Raw genomic sequence first — 17,615 nt, 5'->3', positions numbered from 1 at the left:
GCCGTACCTGTGGGAGCTGGCTTGCCGGCGATAGGGCCGGTACAGGCAGCGATAGACCTTGTCGATGAAGCAGTTCGCCATATCGATTGGACGCTTTCAGCCCATGTCTCTAGCGTGGCGCAAATGCCATTCAAGGAGCTACACCGTGCGCGTCCAACCCGATGCGGTCTTCGTCCCGCTGAACATCGCCGTACTGACCGTCAGCGACACCCGTTCCTATGACAACGACACCTCTGGCCAGCTGCTGGCCAGCCGTTCGGTGGAGATCGGCCATCGCCTGGTGGCGCGGGCGCTGCTCAAGGACGACCTGTACAAGATCCGCGCTCAGGTGGCCACCTGGATTGCCGATGAACAGGTGCAGGTGGTGCTGATTACCGGCGGTACCGGCTTTACCGGCCGCGACAGCACGCCGGAGGCGGTCGAGTGCCTGCTGGACAAGCGCATCGACGGTTTTGGCGAGCTGTTCCGGGCGCTGTCGATTCTGGATATCGGCACCTCGACCGTGCAGAGCCGAGCCTTGGCCGGGTTGTCCAACCGCACGCTGGTGTGCTGCCTACCCGGCTCCACTGGGGCATGCCGCACGGCCTGGGAGGGGATTCTGGCGGAGCAGCTGGATGCCCGCCACCGGCCGTGCAACTTCGTCAAACACCTGCTGCCCATTGAGGCCTGTGCAAGCCGGGACTGATCTTCAGTCTGTACCGGCCTCTTCGCGGGCTTGCCCGCTCCCACAGGAACAGCGCATGACTCAAGAATTGTGAAGACCCTGTGGGAGCGGACGAGCCCGCGAAGAGGCCAGAAAAGGCACCCACTAACCGTCAGCTCAACACATACCCCGCCGGCAACAAGGCCGGTGGCAGTCCGGCTGCCCCCAATCCCGCCAGCACATCGCGCTCCACGGTGCGCACCATGGCATCGGTAGGCAGGTCATTCTCATCCCGCCCGAACGGGTCTTCCAGTTCGTTGCCAATCGCATCCAGCCCGAAGAACGTGTAACCCACGATGGTAGTGAACAGCGGCGCCAGCCAGCCCAGCGGCTCGGCCAGGGCAAATGGCAGCAAAATGCAGAAGATGTAGATGGTGCGGTGCAGCAGCAGGGTGTAGGGAAACGGCAATGGCGTGCCCTTGATCCGCTCGCAAGTGGCCTGCACTTCGGTCAGGCCCACCAGCCGCTGCTCCAGCAGGCTGTAGCGCCAGTCGCTGATGTGCTGTTGAGCCGCCAACTGCGAGCAATGCGCGCCAATCTCCTGAAGGATGCCATTACAGATATTGTGCGGGCTGATCTTCGTTTCATCCGCAAGCCAGGGCCTGGCGGCGTCTATCTCGCATTCGTTACGCAGCCGGGCATTCAGCGCATGGGCAAAGCCGCACAGGCTGCGCAGCAGCTCGGTACGCAGGTTCTCGTCGGCAATCACCACGCTTTCGCGTATGAACGAGCGGGTTTCGATAATCAGCTTGCCCCAGGCCTTGCGCCCCTCCCACCAGCGGTCGTAGCAGGCGTTGTTGCGAAAACTCATGAAAATCGACAGCGACAGGCCCAGCAAGGTGAAAGGTGTGGCGCTGACCGGGTAGAAAAACGCCGGGTAGTGGCGCTCGACCAGCACGATCAGCGCCGCCAGCAGTGTGACCATCAGGCAGCGCAGGGCGATGCGCTTGACGATCGAACCTTTGAGGGTGAACAGCACGCGCAGCACATCGGGGGTGGGGTGGACGATCATGTCAATCCAGAGGCGGGCGATCAGCCGCCGGTCATGTTCATGAAGCGCAGGATCTGCACGTCGCCACCGACTTCAAAGTGATGGCGGTAGGGCTTGAGGTGCAGCGAGTCGCGGATGGCCTTTTCCAGGCGGGCGGGGTTGCCTGGGTGGGCGCGCAGCACCTGTTTCAGGTCTACCGAGTGCTCATTGCCCAGGCACAGCAGCAGGCGGCCTTCGACGGTGAGGCGCACGCGGTTGCAGGTGGCGCAGAAGTTGTGGCTGTGCGGCGAGATGAAGCCGACGCGGGTGTTGGCGGCTTCGGCCAAGCGCCAGTAACGGGCCGGGCCCTGGGACGACTCGGTCGATTCGATCAGGGTGAACTGCTCGGCAAGCAGCGCGCGTACCTCGTCGCTGGAACAGAACGACTCGCCACGCTCATGCTCGCTGATCACCCCCAGCGGCATTTCCTCGATGAAGGTGATGTCCAGCTCGCGGTCGATGGCAAAGCGTACCAGGTCGACCAGTTCGTGGTCGTTGCGGCCCTTCAGCACCACGCAGTTGAGCTTGGTGCGCTGGAAGCCGGCCCGGCGTGCAGCGTCGATGCCGGCGATGACCTGGTGCAGGTCGCCGGTGCGGGTCAGTTGCTTGAAACGTTCGGCATCCAGGCTGTCGAGGCTGATGTTCAGGCGTGATACGCCTGCGTCGAACAGCGGCTGGGCCAGGCGCCCGAGTTGCGAGCCGTTGCTGGTCATGCACAACTCACGCAGGCCGGGCAGGGCAGCGATGCGCCCGCACAGGTCGACGATGCCCTGGCGTACCAGCGGCTCGCCGCCGGTGAGGCGGATCTTGCGGGTGCCGAGGGCGACAAACCGCTCGGCTACCTGGAACAGTTCTTCGAGGCTGAGGATCTGCTGGCGCGGCAGAAACTGCATGTCTTCGGCCATGCAGTACACGCAGCGGAAGTCGCAGCGATCAGTGACCGACATCCGCAGGTAGTCGATTTTCCGGTTGAAGCCGTCGATCAGGGCCCGGCTGTTCTGTTCCACGTTTGCGCTCGGATGGGATGGGTTCAACTCCAAGCTATAACCTGGCTGGCGGGGCGTCAAATTGCTTTGGCCGACTGGGTGATCAATGGCCTCTATCACTTGGCACACAGCCTCTTCGGCGCCGGCAGGCCCATGATCGAAAGCGCTTATCAAACCGTAAGATCTTTCGATTGGACGCCCCACCCCCCGCTCCATACGCTTGCGAAAAGCATCGAAGCGTGAGGATTCATCGCATGAGCCAGGACGAACACATCAGGGACTACAAAGGCGCCGCCGCCGGCTGGGGGGCGCTGAAGAGCGTGACCAAGAGCTGGCTGGGTAGCGAGAACGCCTTCAAGAACCTGCGGGCCATGCTCAAGACCAACCAGAACGGCGGCTTCGACTGCCCCGGCTGCGCCTGGGGCGAGTCGCCGGAAAGCGACATGGTCAAGTTCTGCGAAAACGGCGCCAAGGCGGTTAACTGGGAGGCCACCGGGCGGTCGGTGGACCCGGCATTCTTCGCCAGGTACAGCGTCAGCGCACTGAAGGACCAGAGCGACTACTGGCTCGAATACCAGGGCCGCCTTACCCACCCCATGCGCTACGACGCCGCCACCGACCACTACGTGGAAACCACCTGGCAAGAGGCCTTCGAACTGGTCGCCAGGCACCTGCGTGCGCTGCAGTCGCCGGATGAGGCCGAGTTCTACACCTCCGGCCGGGCCAGCAACGAGGCGGCGTTTCTCTATCAGCTGTTCGTGCGTGCCTACGGCACCAACAACTTCCCCGATTGCTCGAACATGTGCCACGAAGCAAGCGGCGCGGGCATGTCGGAAACCCTTGGGGTAGGCAAAGGTACCGTGGTGTTCCACGACCTGGAGCTGGCGGACGCGATCTTCGTCATCGGCCAGAACCCCGGCACCAACCACCCGCGCATGCTCGAACCGCTGCGCGAGGCGGTGAAGCGCGGTGCCCAGGTGGTGTGCTTCAACCCGCTCAAGGAGCGCGGCCTGGAGCGTTTCCAGCACCCGCAGCACCCGTTCGAAATGCTCAGCAACGGCTCCGAGCCGACCTCCAGCGCCTACTTCCGCCCGGCCCTGGGTGGCGACATGGCGGCCATGCGTGGCATCGCCAAGTTTCTCCTGCAATGGGAACGTGAGGCCCAGACCAAGGGCGAGCCGGCCGTGTTCGACCATGCCTTCATCGCCGAGCACACCAGTGGCGTCGATGGCTACCTGGCGGCGGTGGACGCCACCTCCTGGGAACACATCGTCAAGCAGTCAGGCCTGACCCTGGCCGAGATCGAACTGGCCGCGCGCATGTACCGCAAGGCCGAGCGGGTCATCATGTGCTGGGCCATGGGCGTCACCCAGCATCGCCATTCGGTGCCGACCGTGCAGGAAATCGTCAACCTGCAGCTGCTGCGCGGCAACGTCGGCAAGCCCGGCGCCGGCCTGTCGCCGGTGCGAGGCCACAGCAACGTGCAGGGCGACCGCACCATGGGTATCGACGAGAAGCCCAAGGCGGCGCTGCTCGACGCCCTCGAAAAACGCTTCCAGTTCCGTGTGCCGCGTGCCCACGGGCATAACGCGGTGCTGGCGATCAAGGCCATGGAAGAGCGGCGGGCCAAGGTGTTCATCGCCCTTGGCGGCAACTTTGCCCAGGCCACCCCGGACACCCCACGCACCCATGCGGCGCTGCAGAACTGCGCGCTGACCGTGCAGATTTCCACCAAGCTCAACCGCTCGCACCTGGTCACCGGCCGCGATGCCTTGATCCTGCCGTGCCTGGGCCGTACCGAGATCGACCTGCAGGACGAAGGGCCACAAGGCGTGACCGTGGAGGACACCTTCAGCATGGTGCACATCTCCAACGGCCAGTTGCGCCCGCGCTCGCCGCACATGCGCTCGGAGCCCTGGATCGTTGCCGGCATGGCCAAGGCCACGCTGGGCAACCAGCCGATCGACTGGGAGTATGCGGTGGCCGATTACGACCGTATTCGCGACATGATCGCTGACGTTATTCCTGGCTTCACCGACTTCAATGAGCGGCTGAACAGCCCGGGCGGTTTCCACCTGGGCAACAACGCCGCCGACCGCAACTTCCGCACCGCCACCGGCAAGGCCCGGTTCATGCCTCACGCGCTGCCCGAGGAATTGATCAACGCCAAGGTGCTGGCACGCGGCGACAAGCCCGACCTGATCCTGCAGACCCTGCGTTCGCACGACCAGTACAACACTACCCTGTACGGCCTGGATGACCGCTACCGCGGCGTGTTCGGCCTGCGCGAAGTGGTGTTCGTCAACGAGGCTGACATTCGCCGGCTGGGCTTCGAGCCGGGTGAGCAGGTGGACCTGGTGTCGCTGTGGGAGGATGGCGTGGAGCGGCGCGTGTCGGGGTTCCGCCTGGTGGCGTATGACGTGCCGGAAGGGCAGGCGGCGGCGTATTACCCGGAGACCAACCCGCTGGTGCCGCTGGAGAGTTATGGCGAGGGGACCTATACGCCGACGTCGAAGTTTGTCGCGATCAAGGTCGAAAAGGCCAAGGTCGGGAACCGGATTGCGGCGGTGTTGGCCTCGGATTGATGGGTTGTCTGTGCTGGCCTCTTCGCGGGTAAACCCGCTCCCACAGGATCACCACAGCCCTGAAATCTGTGGTGATCCTGTGGGAGCGGGTTTACCCGCGAAGAATCCAGCACCGATCAGGATCGATGCACCGGATAGGCGGTGGTGTACTTCATCTGCTCCATGGCAAAACTTGAGGTGATGTTGGAAAGCCCATCGGTACTGGTGATCAGTTTTTTGTAGAACCGGTCATACGCCGCAATATCCCCCACCACCACCCGCAGCATGTAGTCCCAGTCCCCGGACATGCGATAGAACTCCATCACCTCCTCGAACCCGCTCACGGTAACGGCAAACTGCTCCAGCCAGGCGCTGTCGTGGCGCTGGGTCTTGAGCTGGACGAACACGGTCAGCCCCAGCCCCAGCCGTTCGGGATCGAGCAGGGCGACACGGCCAAGAATGTAGCCGTCGTCCTCCAGGCGCTTGACCCGCTTCCAGCACGGCGTGGTCGACAGGTTGACGGCCTCGGCCAGGTCCTTCAGCGAGAGCGAGGCGTCGCGCTGAAGCAGGGTAAGAATGTGCTGGTCGAAACTGTCCATATCGCGCCATGGCCGTGAAGAAAAATATTTCACAGATTACCCCAAGGCCAGATGATTTGCGTTGTGCGATAGTGACGGCCCTCCCTCTGCCTATGGGCCCGACCATGTCCGACAAGCCGCGCAATTTCGCCACCCGTACCATCCACGCCGGCGAACAGTTCAGCGTCGCCGATAACGCCATCTTCCCGGCCATCGTCACCGCCAGCTCATTCACCAAGCGCAGCCTGGACGACAAGCCGGAATACTCGTACAGCCGCGTCGGCAACCCCACTCGGCATGCCTACGAAACCTGTGTCGCCGCGCTGGAAGACGGCGTCGGTGCGGTCGCTTGCGCCTCGGGGGTGAGCGCCACCGCGACGGTGCTCGAACTGCTGCCCAAAGATGCCCATGTGGTGGTGATGAACGGCGTGTACGGCGGCACCTTCCGCATCCTGGAGGATTATCGCAGCCGCACCTCGGGCCTGACCACCACCTATGTCGACCTCAACGACCTCGAGGCCGTGGCTGCCGCGATCAAGCCTGAGACCCAGCTGATCTGGATCGAGTCGCCGACCAACCCGCTGCTGCACCTGGTCGATATCAAGGCGGTGTGCGACCTGGCCAAGGCGCGGGGCATCCTCACCTGCATCGACAACACCTTCTGCTCACCGTGGAACCAGCGCCCGATCACCTTGGGCGTCGACCTGGTGATGCACTCGGCCAGCAAGTACATCGGCGGCCATTCGGACCTGACCGGTGGCGTGGTGGTTGCGGCCAACGATACGCTGCTGGCGCGCCTGCGTCGTATCAGCATGGCGATTGGCGCCGTGCAGGGGCCGTTCGATTGCTACCTGGCCCTGCGCGGCCTGAAAACCCTGGATGTGCGCATGGAGCGCCAGTGCGCCAATGCCCTGCAGGTGGCACGCTTTCTGGAAAGCCACGCCCAGGTCGAGCAGGTGTATTACCCGGGGCTGGAAAGCCACCCGCAGCATGAACTGTGCAAACGCCAGATGCGCAGCGGCGGGGCGGTGGTGGCGATGAAGGTCAAAGGCGATCGCGCCGCGCTGAACCGCCTGGTGGAGGCGCTGCAGATCTTTGTGCTGGCTGACTCGCTGGGCGGGGTTGAAAGCATGATCAACCACTCGTGGAGCATGTCGCACTGCTCGCTGAGCCCGGAGCAGAAAGGCGTGATGGGGATCAGCGAGAACCTGCTGCGTTTGTCGGTGGGGATCGAGGATTACCGTGACCTGGTCGAAGACCTTGATGGTGCTTTAAACGCGCTGGTTGCTGTTTAAAGGCTGCTGGCCCAATCGCGGGCAAGCCAGCTCCCACAGGGTTCGGAATGTTGTGGTGTACCTGTGGGAGCTGGCTTGCCGGCGATTGGGCCGGTGAGTTCGATAAAGATGTCAGGTCAGGATTTGGGCGGATGGATGATCCGTTCGATCTTGTCCTTGATCAGCAGCCGCTCCTTGCGCAAGCGGTTGACGGCATCGTCGTTGGTACCGTTACCCTCGGCGGCCACCACCTCCTTGTCCTTGGCGTTGTATTCCTTGTGCAGTGCGTGCAGCGCCTGGTCTTTGTCGATGAGCGCCTGGAAGTCGTCAGCGGTAACGTGCAGGTCAGCGAGCAGATCATGCGGAACTGGCATTTCTTCACCTCTGTCAGGGTTGTCGGTTAGGTCCTGACCACTGAGGATAGCCTGCCTTTGCGCTGGCGGTTGAGGGTTGCCAGGCTGAATGGCAGCTGAATCAAGTCCAGGTAATTGATAAAAGCCGCTGACTCACGAAATTATTACCAACTTTTTCACAAAAAATTGATGCCCTGCTTTCTAGAGTTCGCCCAACTTTCCCACGGTGTCATTTGGCCGGGGGTTGATAATCACTCTTGAATGCGAACACTGATGCTCAACTTCAAACCCCTGCGGACTGAATGGGTCACGCTGCTGGCCAGCCTTTACCTGCTGATTGGCATGAACATGTTTCTCTGGGGGCACCTGCAAGAGGTCGTGCCCGCCGGCCTGTCCGGGCTGTGGCTGAGCCTGGCGTTCGCCGTGCTGATGCTGTTTGCATTCAACCTGATATTGACGCTGTTTGCCTTCCGTTATGTATTGAAACCGCTGTTGATCCTGATGTTCATGAGTGGCGCCGGCGTCGCTTACTTCATGAATCAATACGGTGTACTTATTGACGCCGGCATGTTCCGCAACATGGCTGAGACCAATACTGCCGAAGTACTCGATTTGATGTCGTTGAAGTTTGCCGGTTATATCCTGCTGCTGGGTGTATTGCCTTCACTGCTGCTGTGGAAAGCGCCCATCGCCTACCGTGCCTGGCACCGCGAGCTGCTGGGCAAGCTGGTAGTCAGTGGCGCCTGCGTAGTGGCCCTGGGTTCGGTGGCACTGGTCAACTACCAGGGCTTGTCGTCGCTGTTTCGCAACCACCACGAACTGCGCCTGATGCTCACCCCCAGCAATATCGTCGGTGCCTCCATTGGTTATGTCAGCGAGCGTGTCGGTACTGCATCGCGCCCGTTCCAGCACTACGGCGAAGATGCCAGGCGCGATGCCGCCTGGCAAAAGCATGAACGCAAGTCGCTGACCGTACTGGTGGTCGGTGAAAGTGCGCGGGCAGACCATTTCGGTGTACTGGGTTACGACCGTGACACCACGCCGAACCTGGCCAGGCAGCAGGGCCTGCTGGCGTTTTCCGACGTGCACTCGTGCGGTACGGAAACCGCCGTCTCGGTGCCGTGCATGTTCTCGGGCATGAAGCGCAAGGACTACGACGCCCGGGTGGCAAAGAACCGCGAAGGGCTGCTGGACATCCTCCAGCGGGCCGGCCTGGCCGTGCAGTGGCGCGACAACCAGTCGGGCTGCAAGGGCACCTGCGACCGCGTGCAGTTCATCGATGTCAGCAACCTCAAGGACCCCGAGTTGTGCGCCAATGGCGAGTGCCATGACCAGATCCTGCTGCAGGGCCTGGGCGAGCTGATCGACAATCTCGACAAGGACACGGTGCTGGTACTGCACCAGATGGGCAGCCACGGCCCCGAGTATTTCAAGCGCTACCCTGGCGCCGACCAGCGCTTCGCCCCGGTGTGCCAGAGCAACGCCCTGAACCAGTGCAGCGAGCAGGAAATCATCAACGGCTATGACAATACCCTGACCTATACCGACAAGGTGCTGTCTTCGTTGATCGATACCCTGCGCAGCAAGCAGGACAAGGTCGACACAGCCATGATCTACCTGTCTGACCACGGCGAATCGCTGGGCGAGTACAACCTGTTCCTGCACGGCACGCCTTATGCCATCGCCCCCGAGCAGCAGAAGCATGTGCCGCTGCTGACCTGGTTCTCCGACAGCTACAAGGAGGACTTCGGCGTCGACACCGACTGCCTGGCCAAGCTCAGCGATGCCCCGCTGTCGCAGGACAACCTGTTCCATTCGATGCTCGGCCTGTTGCAGGTGCACACCGAGGTGTACCAACAGTCGCTGGACATGTTCGCCAGCTGCCGCCCCTGGTTGACGGCCAAGCGCTGAAGCCCGTCGCGGTCGTGCAGGCTTGCGCTGTCCCTGTCTGCGGACAAGCCCGTGCCATGCACCGTGTCGCCTTCTTCGCGGGTGCGCCCGCCACCACAGGGGCGGCCCCGCACATGCAAAACTGCACCATTGATCGATATCAAGGATGGCCCGGGTTTCACCAGCAGTGCCCGCGCCGTATATACTGCGCGCCAATGTTAGTGGGAGAGCCTCGTGGCCATCGAAATACACTGGATCCGTGACGACCAGAGCCTGGCCGAACACTGCCGCGACTGGTGCAAATTGCCCTTCGTCGCCGTCGACACCGAATTCATGCGGGTCGACACGTTTTACCCGAAAGCCGGGCTGATCCAGATCGGCGACGGCGTGCGGGCTTTCCTCATCGACCCGTTGCTGATCAGCAACTGGCAGCCGCTGGGCGAACTGCTCGAAGATGCCGGTGTGGTGAAGGTACTGCACGCCTGCAGCGAAGACCTTGAAGTGCTGCTGCGCCTGACCGGCAAGCTGCCTCAACCGCTGTTCGACACCCAGCTGGCCGCCGGATACCTGAACCTGGGGTTCTCCATGGGCTATTCGCGCCTGGTGCAAGAGGTGCTGGGCATCGAGTTGCCCAAGGGCGAAACCCGCTCCGACTGGCTGCAACGCCCGCTGTCCGAGACCCAGGTCAGCTATGCCGCCGAGGATGCCGTGCACCTGGCCGAGCTGTTTACCGCCCTGCGCCCGCGCCTGTCCGACGACAAATATGCCTGGGTGCTGGAAGACGGCGCCGAACTGGTTGCCCAGCTGCGCCGCGAAGTCGAGCCCGAAAGCCTCTACCGCGACGTCAAGCTGGCCTGGAAGCTGGCGCCTCAGCAACTGGCGGTACTGCGTGAGCTGTGCGCCTGGCGCGAGCGCGAAGCGCGCAACCGCGATGTGCCGCGCAACCGCATCCTCAAGGAGCACTCGCTGTGGCCTATTGCCAAGAGCCAGCCGAGCAACCTGTCGGCGCTGGCCAAGATCGACGATATGCACCCGCGCACCATTCGCCAGGACGGTGAGTTCCTTATTCAGCTGATCAAGCGCGCCGCCAGCCTGCCTGCCGAGCAGTGGCCAGCGGTGTTGCCCGAGCCTCTGCCGATCGAGGCCGCCGGCATCCTCAAGCAGCTGCGCGCCATCGGTCAGGCCGAAGGTGAGCGCCTGGGCATTGTCCCCGAGCTGATGCTGCGCAAGAAGGCCCTGGAAGCGCTGCTCAAAAGCGGCTACCCGAACGGCCCTTATCAACTGCCCGATTCGCTGCGCGGCTGGCGCCGTGAGCGCATGGGCCAGGCCCTGCTGGACAACCTGGCAGGCGCCGGAGAGACCCGATGAAACGCATTTGCTCGATCTACAAGAGCCCCCGCAAGAACGAAATGTACCTGTACGTGCTCAAGGCCGACGGCCTGGACCGCGTACCCGAAGCCCTGCTGCCGGCCTTTGGTACCCCCATTCACGCCTTCGACCTGGTGCTCACCCCCGAGCGCAAACTGGCGCGCGAGGACATCACCAAGGTGCTGGAGAACCTCGAAAACCAGGGCTACCACCTGCAGATGCCGCCGTTGGAAGATGAATACATCGAGCACCTGCCTGAAGAGCTGCTGCGCCGTAACGACCCGGTCTGATCATGCGAGTACTGATCGCTGAGCATGACCATGCCCGTTACGCCGAGCTGTTGCACGAAGCCGCCCCAGACGTAGAAATCCTGACCAGCGGCGACTCTGCCGAACTGGCCTGCCAGGCAGCACAATGCCCGGTGTGGCTGGGCCAGCCAGACCTGCTGGCAACCCTGCTGCGGCAGGGGCTCAAGCCGGCCTGGATGCAGTCGACCTGGGCCGGTGTCACGCCGTTGCTGGCCGAAGGCCTGCCGCGTGATTACCGCCTGAGCCGTGCGGTGGGCATCTTCGGCCAGGTGATGGCCGAGTACATGCTCACCTATATGCTCGGCCACGAGCGCGAAGTGCTGTCGCGACTGGTCAGCCAGGTGGAGCGGCGCTGGGATGACCGCCCGGGGTGCAGCCTTGAAGGGCGCAAGGTGCTGATTGTCGGTACCGGTGACATTGGCCAGCGTGTGGCCGAGTTCCTGCAGCCATTTGGCGTGGCGTTGTACGGCGTTGCCAGCAGCGCCCGTGCACAGGCGCCGTTCGTCGAGGTGGCGGCGCTGGCCGACCTGCCGCGCATGGTCGGGCAAGTGGACTACGTGCTCAACCTGTTGCCGGATACCCCGGCCACCCATGACCTGTATGACGCGGCGCTGTTCAAGTGCTTCCAGCCCACTACGCTGTTCATCAATGCCGGGCGTGGCGTGGCGGTGGTCGATGCCGACCTGGTAGCGGCGCTGAAGGAAGGCCACTTGGCCGGCGCGGTGATCGATGTGTGCCGGCAGGAGCCACTGCCCAAGCAGCATCCGTTCTGGACCGCCTGGGGCTTGCTGCTGACCGGGCACAGCTCGGCGCCTACCTCCCCGGCGGCGATGGTGCGGTTGTTTGTCGAGAATGTGCGGGCGTATGAAGCAGGGCAGGGGATGCGTGGCGAAGTCGACTTCGCTCGGGGCTATTGATTTGCAGTGCTTGTACCGGCCTCTTCGCGGGTGAACCCGCTCCCACACAGCTTGCAAAGTACCTGAGTAATGTGGGTACCTGTGGGAGCGGGTTCACCCGCGAAGAGGCCGGTACAGCCGACACAAGGCTTACAGGCTGAAATCACCCTCGGCAGCCAGCTCGCTCAACGGCTTGCGCGGGGTCGGCGCTTCACGGGCCTGCAGCGCCTCGTCCAGGCTGGCCTTGTCACCGAGCTTGCCGATCGCCACCATGGCATGCAGCACGTAGCCTTCGGGCACCTTCAGTTCCTGACGCGCCAGGTCCTGGTCGAAACCGGCCATGCCATGGGTATGCCAGCCGCTGATGCTGGCCTGCAGGGCCAGGTGGCCTCAGGCGGAGCCTGTGTCGAAGGTATGCCACAGCGCCGGCTTTTCTTCCGTGGCGCCAGGTGCCGCGAAGGTGGTCCTGGACATGATCAGCACCAGCGCCGACGCCTGTTGCGCCCAGCTGCGGTTGAACGGCGCCAGCAGGTTCAGGTAACGCTCCCAGTTTGGTGTGTCACGGCGGGCATAAAGAAAGCGCCAAGGCTGCGAGTTGCAACGACTGACAAGCGGTCTGGCTTTGCCGAAGGCCAGGCTCTAGACTGGCGCCGCCGCGCGCCGTGGCCCCAAGATGAATGCAGGAACTCCGTGTGATGATCGCTGAAAACGCGCCGTTCTGGCGGCGCAAGACCCTCGAACAACTCAGCCCGCAAGAGTGGGAGTCGCTGTGCGACGGCTGCGGCCTGTGCTGCCTGCAAAAGCTGGAAGACGAGGACGACAACAGCGTCTATTACACGCGTATCGCCTGCAAGCTGCTGGACCTCGAAACCTGCCAGTGCAGCGACTACCCCAATCGTTTCACCCACGTGCCTGACTGCATCCAGCTCACCCCGGGCAAGGCCGACCAGTTCAAGTGGCTGCCCAGCACCTGTGGCTACCGCCTGGTCAGCGAGGGCAAGGACCTGCCGGCCTGGCACCACCTGATCTGCGGTGACCGCAAGCAGGTGCATGAACAGCGTATTTCCCAGTCGGGGCGTATGCTCAGTGAGCACGATGTGCACGAAGACGACTGGGAAGACCACCTGATCTTCCGCGCCAGCTGAGCGGCGCGGCCCGCTGCCACGGGGAACAAGGAGTTTCTGTATGCGTTGTCAGCTGTTGTTGCTTGTAGGCCTGATGGCCAGTGCGCCCGCCTGGGCAAAAAAGGTCGATCTTGATTACCAGGTGCGCCTGTTACCGGCCAGTGGCCAGGCCGAGGTCCGCCTCACCCTGGCCGACGGCAGCGCAGTGCGCAGCCTGGATTTCGACCTGGGCAAGGCCGGGGCCTACAGCGGTTTCCAGGCTGATGGCCAATGGCAGTTGCAGGGCCAGCGCGGCGTGTGGCAGCCCGCAGCGGGCAAGACCAGCCTCAGCTACCGCGTGCAGTTGGACCAGAAGCTCGGCAGCGGTGCCTATTCATCGCGAATCACCCCGCACTGGGCGCTGTTCATGGGCGACCAGCTGGTGCCACCGGCGCGCCTCGACCAACAGGACGGCACCGAGCTGGTGGCGCGCCTGGCGTTCGACCTGCCCGATGGCTGGAAGAGCATCGAGACATCCTGGCCGCGCGTGGGCAAGGACAAGTTCCGCATCGACAACGTTTCGCGCCTGTTCGACCGCCCGACCGGCTGGATGCTTGCCGGTGACCTGGGCAGCCGCCGCGCCCGCCTGGGCGATACCGAGGTGACCGTGGCCGCGCCGGTCGGGCAGGGCATGCGGCGCATGGACAGCCTGACCTTGCTGACCTTTGTGTGGCCGCAGTTGCAGGCGGTGTTCCCGCGCAACCCGCCCAAGCTGCTGCTGGTCGGTGCCCGGGACGGCATGTGGCGCGGCGCGATGGCGGCGCAGGGTTCTCTGTACCTGCACAGCGCCCGGCCGATGGTGAGCGAGAACGGCAGCAGCCCGTTGCTGCGCGAAGTGGTGCAGTTGTTTGCGCAGATCCGTGGGCGCGACGGCAATGACTGGCTCGTGGAAAGCCTGACCGATTATTACGCCAGCGAGTTGCTGCGCCGTTCGGGCGGGGTGAGCGATGACCGTTACCTGGCCTGGCAGGCACGGCTGAGCAAGCAGGGCGCCAAGGTCACCCGGCTCAAGGCTGACCGCGCAACGCCGGCCCAGGTGGCGCGTGGGGTGATGCTGTTGCAGGCGCTGGACAAGGAAATCCGCATACACACCCAGGCCAAGCGTTCGCTCGATGATGTGGTGCGGGGGTTGATGCGGTTGCCCAGCGTCAGTACCGAGGACTTTGTGCAGATCAGCGAGAACGTGCTGGGGCGGCGTTCCGAGGTGTTGCAGAGCAAAGCGTTGCGCTAAGCATTTCTTTACCTGTACCGGCCTCTCCGCGGGCGCGCCCGCTCCCACCGTGGGTTACTGATTGGCAGGTTGTTGCTCTCCGGTGCTGGCCCTATCGCCGGCAAGCCAGCTCCCACAGGTACTGCACTGCCTTCCAGACTTGCGCACAACCCGTGGGAGCGGGCAAGCCCGCGAAGAGGCCAGCACAGGCTGGTGATATGCATGCAGCCACGAGCCCTTTGTGGGAGCTGGCTTGCCGGCGATAGGGCCCGCCCAGGCAGTGCAAAATCAACCGCCAGCCAACGGATCCTTGCCAGTCACCGTCACCCCGCGCGTCGCCGCCTCGGCACTGGCCTTCAGTGCCTCCAGCTCCGCCCCGCTGCGCTGTATGTCCGCACGCAACCGTTGGTACTCCTGCCGATGGCGCCGCCACCAGGCCTTGGTCGAGCAATGGCCGCTGACCCCGCGCGCCACCGCCAAACCACCCACCACCATCTGCAGCATGCCGACCAGGCCGCCATGGCGCAGGCCCTTGCTCAGCATCAGCGCCCCACCGGCCAGCGAACTGACCCGTTCCAGGCCATGAACATTGTGCTCGGACTGCGCTGCCGGGGAATGAATATCAAGCATGGCAAAGCCTCCTTGGGAAGTGTAAGCAGCTGACCTGCCCGCCGCCGCCATCGTTCAGTCGGCACGCCAAACGACATGCCCTGTCGCGGCGAAGGCTCTGCTAATGCCGCAGGCGTAGTGCTCAATAACTGGCTCCCGCACCTCGATGCCTGAGTCTTTGCCCTGAGCATGACGGTGCTGCTGACCCAAGCGGCATGCGCGGCGCGAGGCCTTGTCATCTGCGTAAGTCTGACGGGTCTGAATGAAAGAGAAGCTCCTGCATGCAAGGTTTTTTTTTGTTTGTGCGGTCAGTGTCGGGCGGGCCCTCATCGCCCATTTGTCTGAAACGGATAAATACCTGTCCGGTTTGGCAATGCAGCTTCAAGGGTGTTTAATCTCACCTCTAAAAACCGCTCCAAGCCTTGAAAACAAAGGCCCAGACAGTTTTCACCGTTCATCGAAAATGCTGTAGACACATTGTCTAACAGTGCCATATAGTCGTTATACAAATAGTAGACATAGCGCTATGACAACAAAGAAGGCCGCCATGAAAGCCACCGTTCAACCACTCACCGCAGAAGTGCCGCAGGACCGCAAAGCCGTCCTTGCAGAAGCACTGCGCCGCCGGATCCTCAGTATGGAACTGGCCCCGGGCGCCGTGGTGGACGAGCTGGCCCTGTGCGACGAGTTTGGCCTGTCGCGTCCCCCGGTGCGTGAGCTGCTGCGCCAGATCGCCGCCGAAGGCTACATCGAGCTGGAGGCCAACCGCGCGCCACGCGTCGCCGCCATGAACCACGAGTCGCTGCACAGCTTCTATGTGGCCGCCCCGCTTATCTACGTTGCCACCACCCAACTGGCCGCCACCTACGCCAGCGCCGAAGAAATCGAAGTGCTCAAGGCCATTCAGGCCCAGTTCCGCCGCGCCATCGAAGAGCGTGACGTGGAAAACCGTGTGCTCTACAACGACGCCTTCCACCTCGAAATCGGCCGGATGGCGCACAACGACTACCTGATGCCGAGCCTGCGTCGCCTGCTGATCGACCACACCCGGCTGGGCAAGATCTTCTATCGCGACCCGACCACCGATGACATGCAGCGCGACCTCGAGGCGGCCTGCGAGCAGCACGAGCAGATGATCCAGGCCATCGAGCGCCGCGACCCGCAGATGGCTGGCCATCTGGTGCGCGAGCACTTCGAGCTGTCGCGCCGGCGCATGGCCGAGTACGCCGCACCGCAAGGGCTGGATGTACCGATCCAGATATGAAAGACCAAGGTCAGGGCCGCCGCTGCTGACCACACGACAACGACAAGATCCAGGTTAGTGACATGACAAGAATAAGTTCGTTACCTGCTGATGACGCCACCTGTGGCTGGTATCACCTGAGCAAGCCCCGCACGCCAAGGCCGACCCACAGTGGTAACAGCCAGGCACGCTGGGTGGTGGTCGGCGCCGGTTTCACCGGCCTGGCTGCCGCGCGGCAGCTGGCAACGAACTTTCCGGATGACGAAATCGTGCTGGTCGAAGCCCAGGAAGTCGGCTTTGGCACCTCCGGGCGCAACGCCGGTTTTGCCATCGACCTGCCGCACGACATCGGCGCCGAGGACTACATTGGCGACATCGACATCGCCAAGACCGTGCTCAAGCTCAACCTGGGCGGCCAGGAAAACCTGAAGGAACTGATCGAACGCTACGACATCGAGTGCCAGTTCCGTCATTGCGGCAAATATCAGGCGGCCATCGAAGACCGCGGCATTGCCGTGCTGGATGCTTACCGCCGCGGCCTGGACAAGCTCGGCCAGCCCTACGAAGTGATCGAAGGGCGCGATTTGCCCGATCACATCGGTACGCACTTCTACCGCAAGGGTCTGTTCACCCCAGGCACTGCTCTGTTGCAGCCTTCGGCGCTGGTAAAAGGCCTGGCCGACAGCCTGCCGGGCAACGTGTCGCTGTACGAGAAGACGCCGATCACCGACGTTCAGTACGGCGACAAGGTGGTGCTGCGCCACGCCAACGGTTCGATTACCGCCGACAAGCTGGTACTCACCACCAACGCGTTCGGCATGAGCTTCGGCTTCCTCAAGGGCCGCATGCTGCCGGTGTTCACCTACGGCAGTATCACCCGCCCGCTGACCGAGCAAGAGCAGGCGCGCCTGGGTGGCAAACCCTACTGGGGCGTGATCCCTGCCGACCCGTTCGGCACCACCATGCGCCGCACCGTCGACAACCGCCTGCTGATTCGCAACAGCTTCAGCTACAACCCCGACGGGCGCAGCAACCGCAAATACCTGGAGCGTTTCGTCCAGCGTCACCGCGAATCGTTCGCCCGGCGCTTCCCGATGCTGCCCGGGGTCAACTTTGAATATACCTGGGGCGGTGCATTGGCACTGTCGCGCAACCACATGGGCTTCTTTGGCAAGTTGGCGCCCAATGTAGTTGGCGCACTGTGCTGCAATGGCCTGGGCGTTACCCGTGGCACGGTCACCGGCAAGTTGCTGGCCGACTGGCTGGCCGGTGACAAGAACCAACTGATCGAGTTTTTGCTGAATGCCCCCGGGCCTTGCGCCAACCCGCCGCAGCCTTTGGTTTCACTGGGCTTGAACGCCAACCTGATGTGGGGGCAGTTCCGCGCTGGCCAGGAAAGCTGAGCGCTGACGAGTTGTAATTTGAATACTTGATGCCGGA

General features: G+C 63.1%; 17 protein-coding genes and 1 pseudogene. 12 read left to right on the top strand and 6 right to left on the bottom strand.

Translation table 11 applies throughout. The features are described from left to right. Positions 1 to 145 precede the first annotated feature (145 nt). Complete coding sequence (gene moaB / locus AC5O5R_RS20830) at positions 146 to 685, top strand: molybdenum cofactor biosynthesis protein B (RefSeq protein WP_494511531.1); 540 nt, start codon at positions 146 to 148, stop codon at positions 683 to 685. A 130-nt stretch (positions 686 to 815) separates the two neighbouring features. On the opposite strand, the gene AC5O5R_RS20825 is transcribed toward moaB, so the two are convergent. Further along, positions 816 to 1,715, bottom strand: coding sequence for a bestrophin family protein (locus AC5O5R_RS20825; RefSeq protein WP_494514730.1), 900 nt, complete (start codon positions 1,713 to 1,715; stop codon positions 816 to 818). Between the two features lie 20 nt (positions 1,716 to 1,735). Beyond that, positions 1,736 to 2,740 carry a GTP 3',8-cyclase MoaA gene (gene moaA, locus AC5O5R_RS20820; protein WP_172225575.1) on the bottom strand — a complete coding sequence of 335 codons (1,005 nt, stop codon included), beginning with the start codon at positions 2,738 to 2,740 and terminating at the stop codon, positions 1,736 to 1,738. Positions 2,741 to 2,973: 233 nt separating this feature from the next. Here moaA and AC5O5R_RS20815 point away from each other — a divergent pair, with 233 nt between their 5' ends. Continuing rightward, positions 2,974 to 5,304 (top strand): FdhF/YdeP family oxidoreductase, encoded by a 2,331-nt coding sequence (locus AC5O5R_RS20815; RefSeq protein WP_494514729.1) that lies wholly within the window; start codon positions 2,974 to 2,976, stop codon positions 5,302 to 5,304. 116 nt (positions 5,305 to 5,420) lie between these two features. On the opposite strand, the gene AC5O5R_RS20810 is transcribed toward AC5O5R_RS20815, so the two are convergent. Beyond that, a complete protein-coding gene (locus AC5O5R_RS20810; RefSeq protein WP_172225581.1) occupies positions 5,421 to 5,882 on the bottom strand; it encodes an Lrp/AsnC family transcriptional regulator in 462 nt (153 codons plus the stop codon). A 92-nt stretch (positions 5,883 to 5,974) separates the two neighbouring features. Between AC5O5R_RS20810 and AC5O5R_RS20805 the strand changes: the two genes are divergently transcribed. Further along, positions 5,975 to 7,156, top strand: a complete 1,182-nt coding sequence (locus AC5O5R_RS20805) for a trans-sulfuration enzyme family protein (RefSeq protein WP_494515477.1) — start codon at positions 5,975 to 5,977, stop codon at positions 7,154 to 7,156. 116 nt (positions 7,157 to 7,272) lie between these two features. Here the strand turns inward: AC5O5R_RS20805 and AC5O5R_RS20800 are convergent, their stop codons facing one another. Beyond that, positions 7,273 to 7,509 (bottom strand): HP1242/YdcH family protein, encoded by a 237-nt coding sequence (locus AC5O5R_RS20800; protein ID WP_172225584.1) that lies wholly within the window; start codon positions 7,507 to 7,509, stop codon positions 7,273 to 7,275. Between the two features lie 252 nt (positions 7,510 to 7,761). Between AC5O5R_RS20800 and AC5O5R_RS20795 the strand changes: the two genes are divergently transcribed. From AC5O5R_RS20795 to AC5O5R_RS20780, 4 genes are all read left to right on the top strand, one after another. After that, positions 7,762 to 9,399, top strand: coding sequence for a phosphoethanolamine transferase (locus AC5O5R_RS20795; RefSeq protein ID WP_494514728.1), 1,638 nt, complete (start codon positions 7,762 to 7,764; stop codon positions 9,397 to 9,399). 213 nt (positions 9,400 to 9,612) lie between these two features. Further along, positions 9,613 to 10,746 carry a ribonuclease D gene (gene rnd, locus AC5O5R_RS20790; protein ID WP_172286560.1) on the top strand — a complete coding sequence of 378 codons (1,134 nt, stop codon included), beginning with the start codon at positions 9,613 to 9,615 and terminating at the stop codon, positions 10,744 to 10,746. Next, on the top strand, positions 10,743 to 11,036 hold the full coding sequence (locus tag AC5O5R_RS20785) for a YcgL domain-containing protein (protein ID WP_172225593.1): 294 nt from the start codon (positions 10,743 to 10,745) through the stop codon (positions 11,034 to 11,036). The genes rnd and AC5O5R_RS20785 overlap by 4 nt, the downstream gene beginning before the upstream one ends. Before the next feature lie 2 nt (positions 11,037 to 11,038). Then, on the top strand, positions 11,039 to 11,971 hold the full coding sequence (locus AC5O5R_RS20780) for a D-2-hydroxyacid dehydrogenase (protein WP_172286561.1): 933 nt from the start codon (positions 11,039 to 11,041) through the stop codon (positions 11,969 to 11,971). 129 nt (positions 11,972 to 12,100) lie between these two features. Here AC5O5R_RS20780 and AC5O5R_RS20775 read toward each other — a convergent pair. After that, positions 12,101 to 12,556: pseudogene (locus tag AC5O5R_RS20775) on the bottom strand (nitroreductase family protein); the annotation flags it as partial. Between the two features lie 89 nt (positions 12,557 to 12,645). Between AC5O5R_RS20775 and AC5O5R_RS20770 the strand changes: the two are divergent. Further along, on the top strand, positions 12,646 to 13,095 hold the full coding sequence (locus AC5O5R_RS20770; protein ID WP_494514727.1) for a YcgN family cysteine cluster protein: 450 nt from the start codon (positions 12,646 to 12,648) through the stop codon (positions 13,093 to 13,095). Positions 13,096 to 13,135: 40 nt separating this feature from the next. Then, on the top strand, positions 13,136 to 14,344 hold the full coding sequence (locus AC5O5R_RS20765; protein ID WP_172225602.1) for a hypothetical protein: 1,209 nt from the start codon (positions 13,136 to 13,138) through the stop codon (positions 14,342 to 14,344). Between the two features lie 267 nt (positions 14,345 to 14,611). Here AC5O5R_RS20765 and AC5O5R_RS20760 read toward each other — a convergent pair whose 3' ends face one another. After that, positions 14,612 to 14,953 (bottom strand): DUF2892 domain-containing protein, encoded by a 342-nt coding sequence (locus AC5O5R_RS20760; RefSeq protein WP_172225605.1) that lies wholly within the window; start codon positions 14,951 to 14,953, stop codon positions 14,612 to 14,614. A 241-nt stretch (positions 14,954 to 15,194) separates the two neighbouring features. On the opposite strand from AC5O5R_RS20760, the gene AC5O5R_RS20755 reads away from it, so the two are divergent. The 3 genes from AC5O5R_RS20755 to AC5O5R_RS20745 all read left to right on the top strand — a co-directional run bounded on the left by AC5O5R_RS20755 (position 15,195) and on the right by AC5O5R_RS20745 (position 17,578). Further along, complete coding sequence (locus tag AC5O5R_RS20755; protein ID WP_494514726.1) at positions 15,195 to 15,404, top strand: hypothetical protein; 210 nt, start codon at positions 15,195 to 15,197, stop codon at positions 15,402 to 15,404. Positions 15,405 to 15,479: 75 nt separating this feature from the next. Continuing rightward, the gene (locus AC5O5R_RS20750; protein WP_494514725.1) at positions 15,480 to 16,196 is read left to right on the top strand and encodes a GntR family transcriptional regulator; all 717 of its coding nucleotides are present in this window, start codon (positions 15,480 to 15,482) and stop codon (positions 16,194 to 16,196) included. A gap of 62 nt (positions 16,197 to 16,258) precedes the next feature. Continuing rightward, entirely contained in the window at positions 16,259 to 17,578 is a 1,320-nt protein-coding gene (locus AC5O5R_RS20745; protein WP_494514724.1) for an NAD(P)/FAD-dependent oxidoreductase, read from the top strand. The last annotated feature ends 37 nt before the right edge of the window (positions 17,579 to 17,615 follow it).

The sequence above is a fragment of the Pseudomonas sp. 8_5_2 genome, from assembly GCF_059295255.1.
The sequence above is the reverse complement of the archived record's forward strand: the minus strand, read 5'-3'. Positions and strand labels throughout refer to the sequence as shown.

Excerpts from the sequence above, each read along its gene's own strand:
- AC5O5R_RS20825 (WP_494514730.1), bottom strand. The coding sequence starts at position 1,715 with ATGATCGTCCACCCCACCCCCGATGTGCTGCGCGTGCTGTTCACCCTC.
- AC5O5R_RS20815 (WP_494514729.1), top strand. The coding sequence starts at position 2,974 with ATGAGCCAGGACGAACACATCAGGGACTACAAAGGCGCCGCCGCCGGC.
- AC5O5R_RS20810 (WP_172225581.1), bottom strand. The coding sequence starts at position 5,882 with ATGGACAGTTTCGACCAGCACATTCTTACCCTGCTTCAGCGCGACGCC.
- AC5O5R_RS20805 (WP_494515477.1), top strand. The coding sequence starts at position 5,975 with ATGGGCCCGACCATGTCCGACAAGCCGCGCAATTTCGCCACCCGTACC.
- AC5O5R_RS20800 (WP_172225584.1), bottom strand. The coding sequence starts at position 7,509 with ATGCCAGTTCCGCATGATCTGCTCGCTGACCTGCACGTTACCGCTGAC.
- AC5O5R_RS20795 (WP_494514728.1), top strand. The coding sequence starts at position 7,762 with ATGCTCAACTTCAAACCCCTGCGGACTGAATGGGTCACGCTGCTGGCC.
- AC5O5R_RS20785 (WP_172225593.1), top strand. The coding sequence starts at position 10,743 with ATGAAACGCATTTGCTCGATCTACAAGAGCCCCCGCAAGAACGAAATG.
- AC5O5R_RS20780 (WP_172286561.1), top strand. The coding sequence starts at position 11,039 with ATGCGAGTACTGATCGCTGAGCATGACCATGCCCGTTACGCCGAGCTG.
- AC5O5R_RS20770 (WP_494514727.1), top strand. The coding sequence starts at position 12,646 with ATGATCGCTGAAAACGCGCCGTTCTGGCGGCGCAAGACCCTCGAACAA.
- AC5O5R_RS20765 (WP_172225602.1), top strand. The coding sequence starts at position 13,136 with ATGCGTTGTCAGCTGTTGTTGCTTGTAGGCCTGATGGCCAGTGCGCCC.
- AC5O5R_RS20760 (WP_172225605.1), bottom strand. The coding sequence starts at position 14,953 with ATGCTTGATATTCATTCCCCGGCAGCGCAGTCCGAGCACAATGTTCAT.
- AC5O5R_RS20755 (WP_494514726.1), top strand. The coding sequence starts at position 15,195 with ATGAAAGAGAAGCTCCTGCATGCAAGGTTTTTTTTTGTTTGTGCGGTC.
- AC5O5R_RS20750 (WP_494514725.1), top strand. The coding sequence starts at position 15,480 with ATGAAAGCCACCGTTCAACCACTCACCGCAGAAGTGCCGCAGGACCGC.
- AC5O5R_RS20745 (WP_494514724.1), top strand. The coding sequence starts at position 16,259 with ATGACAAGAATAAGTTCGTTACCTGCTGATGACGCCACCTGTGGCTGG.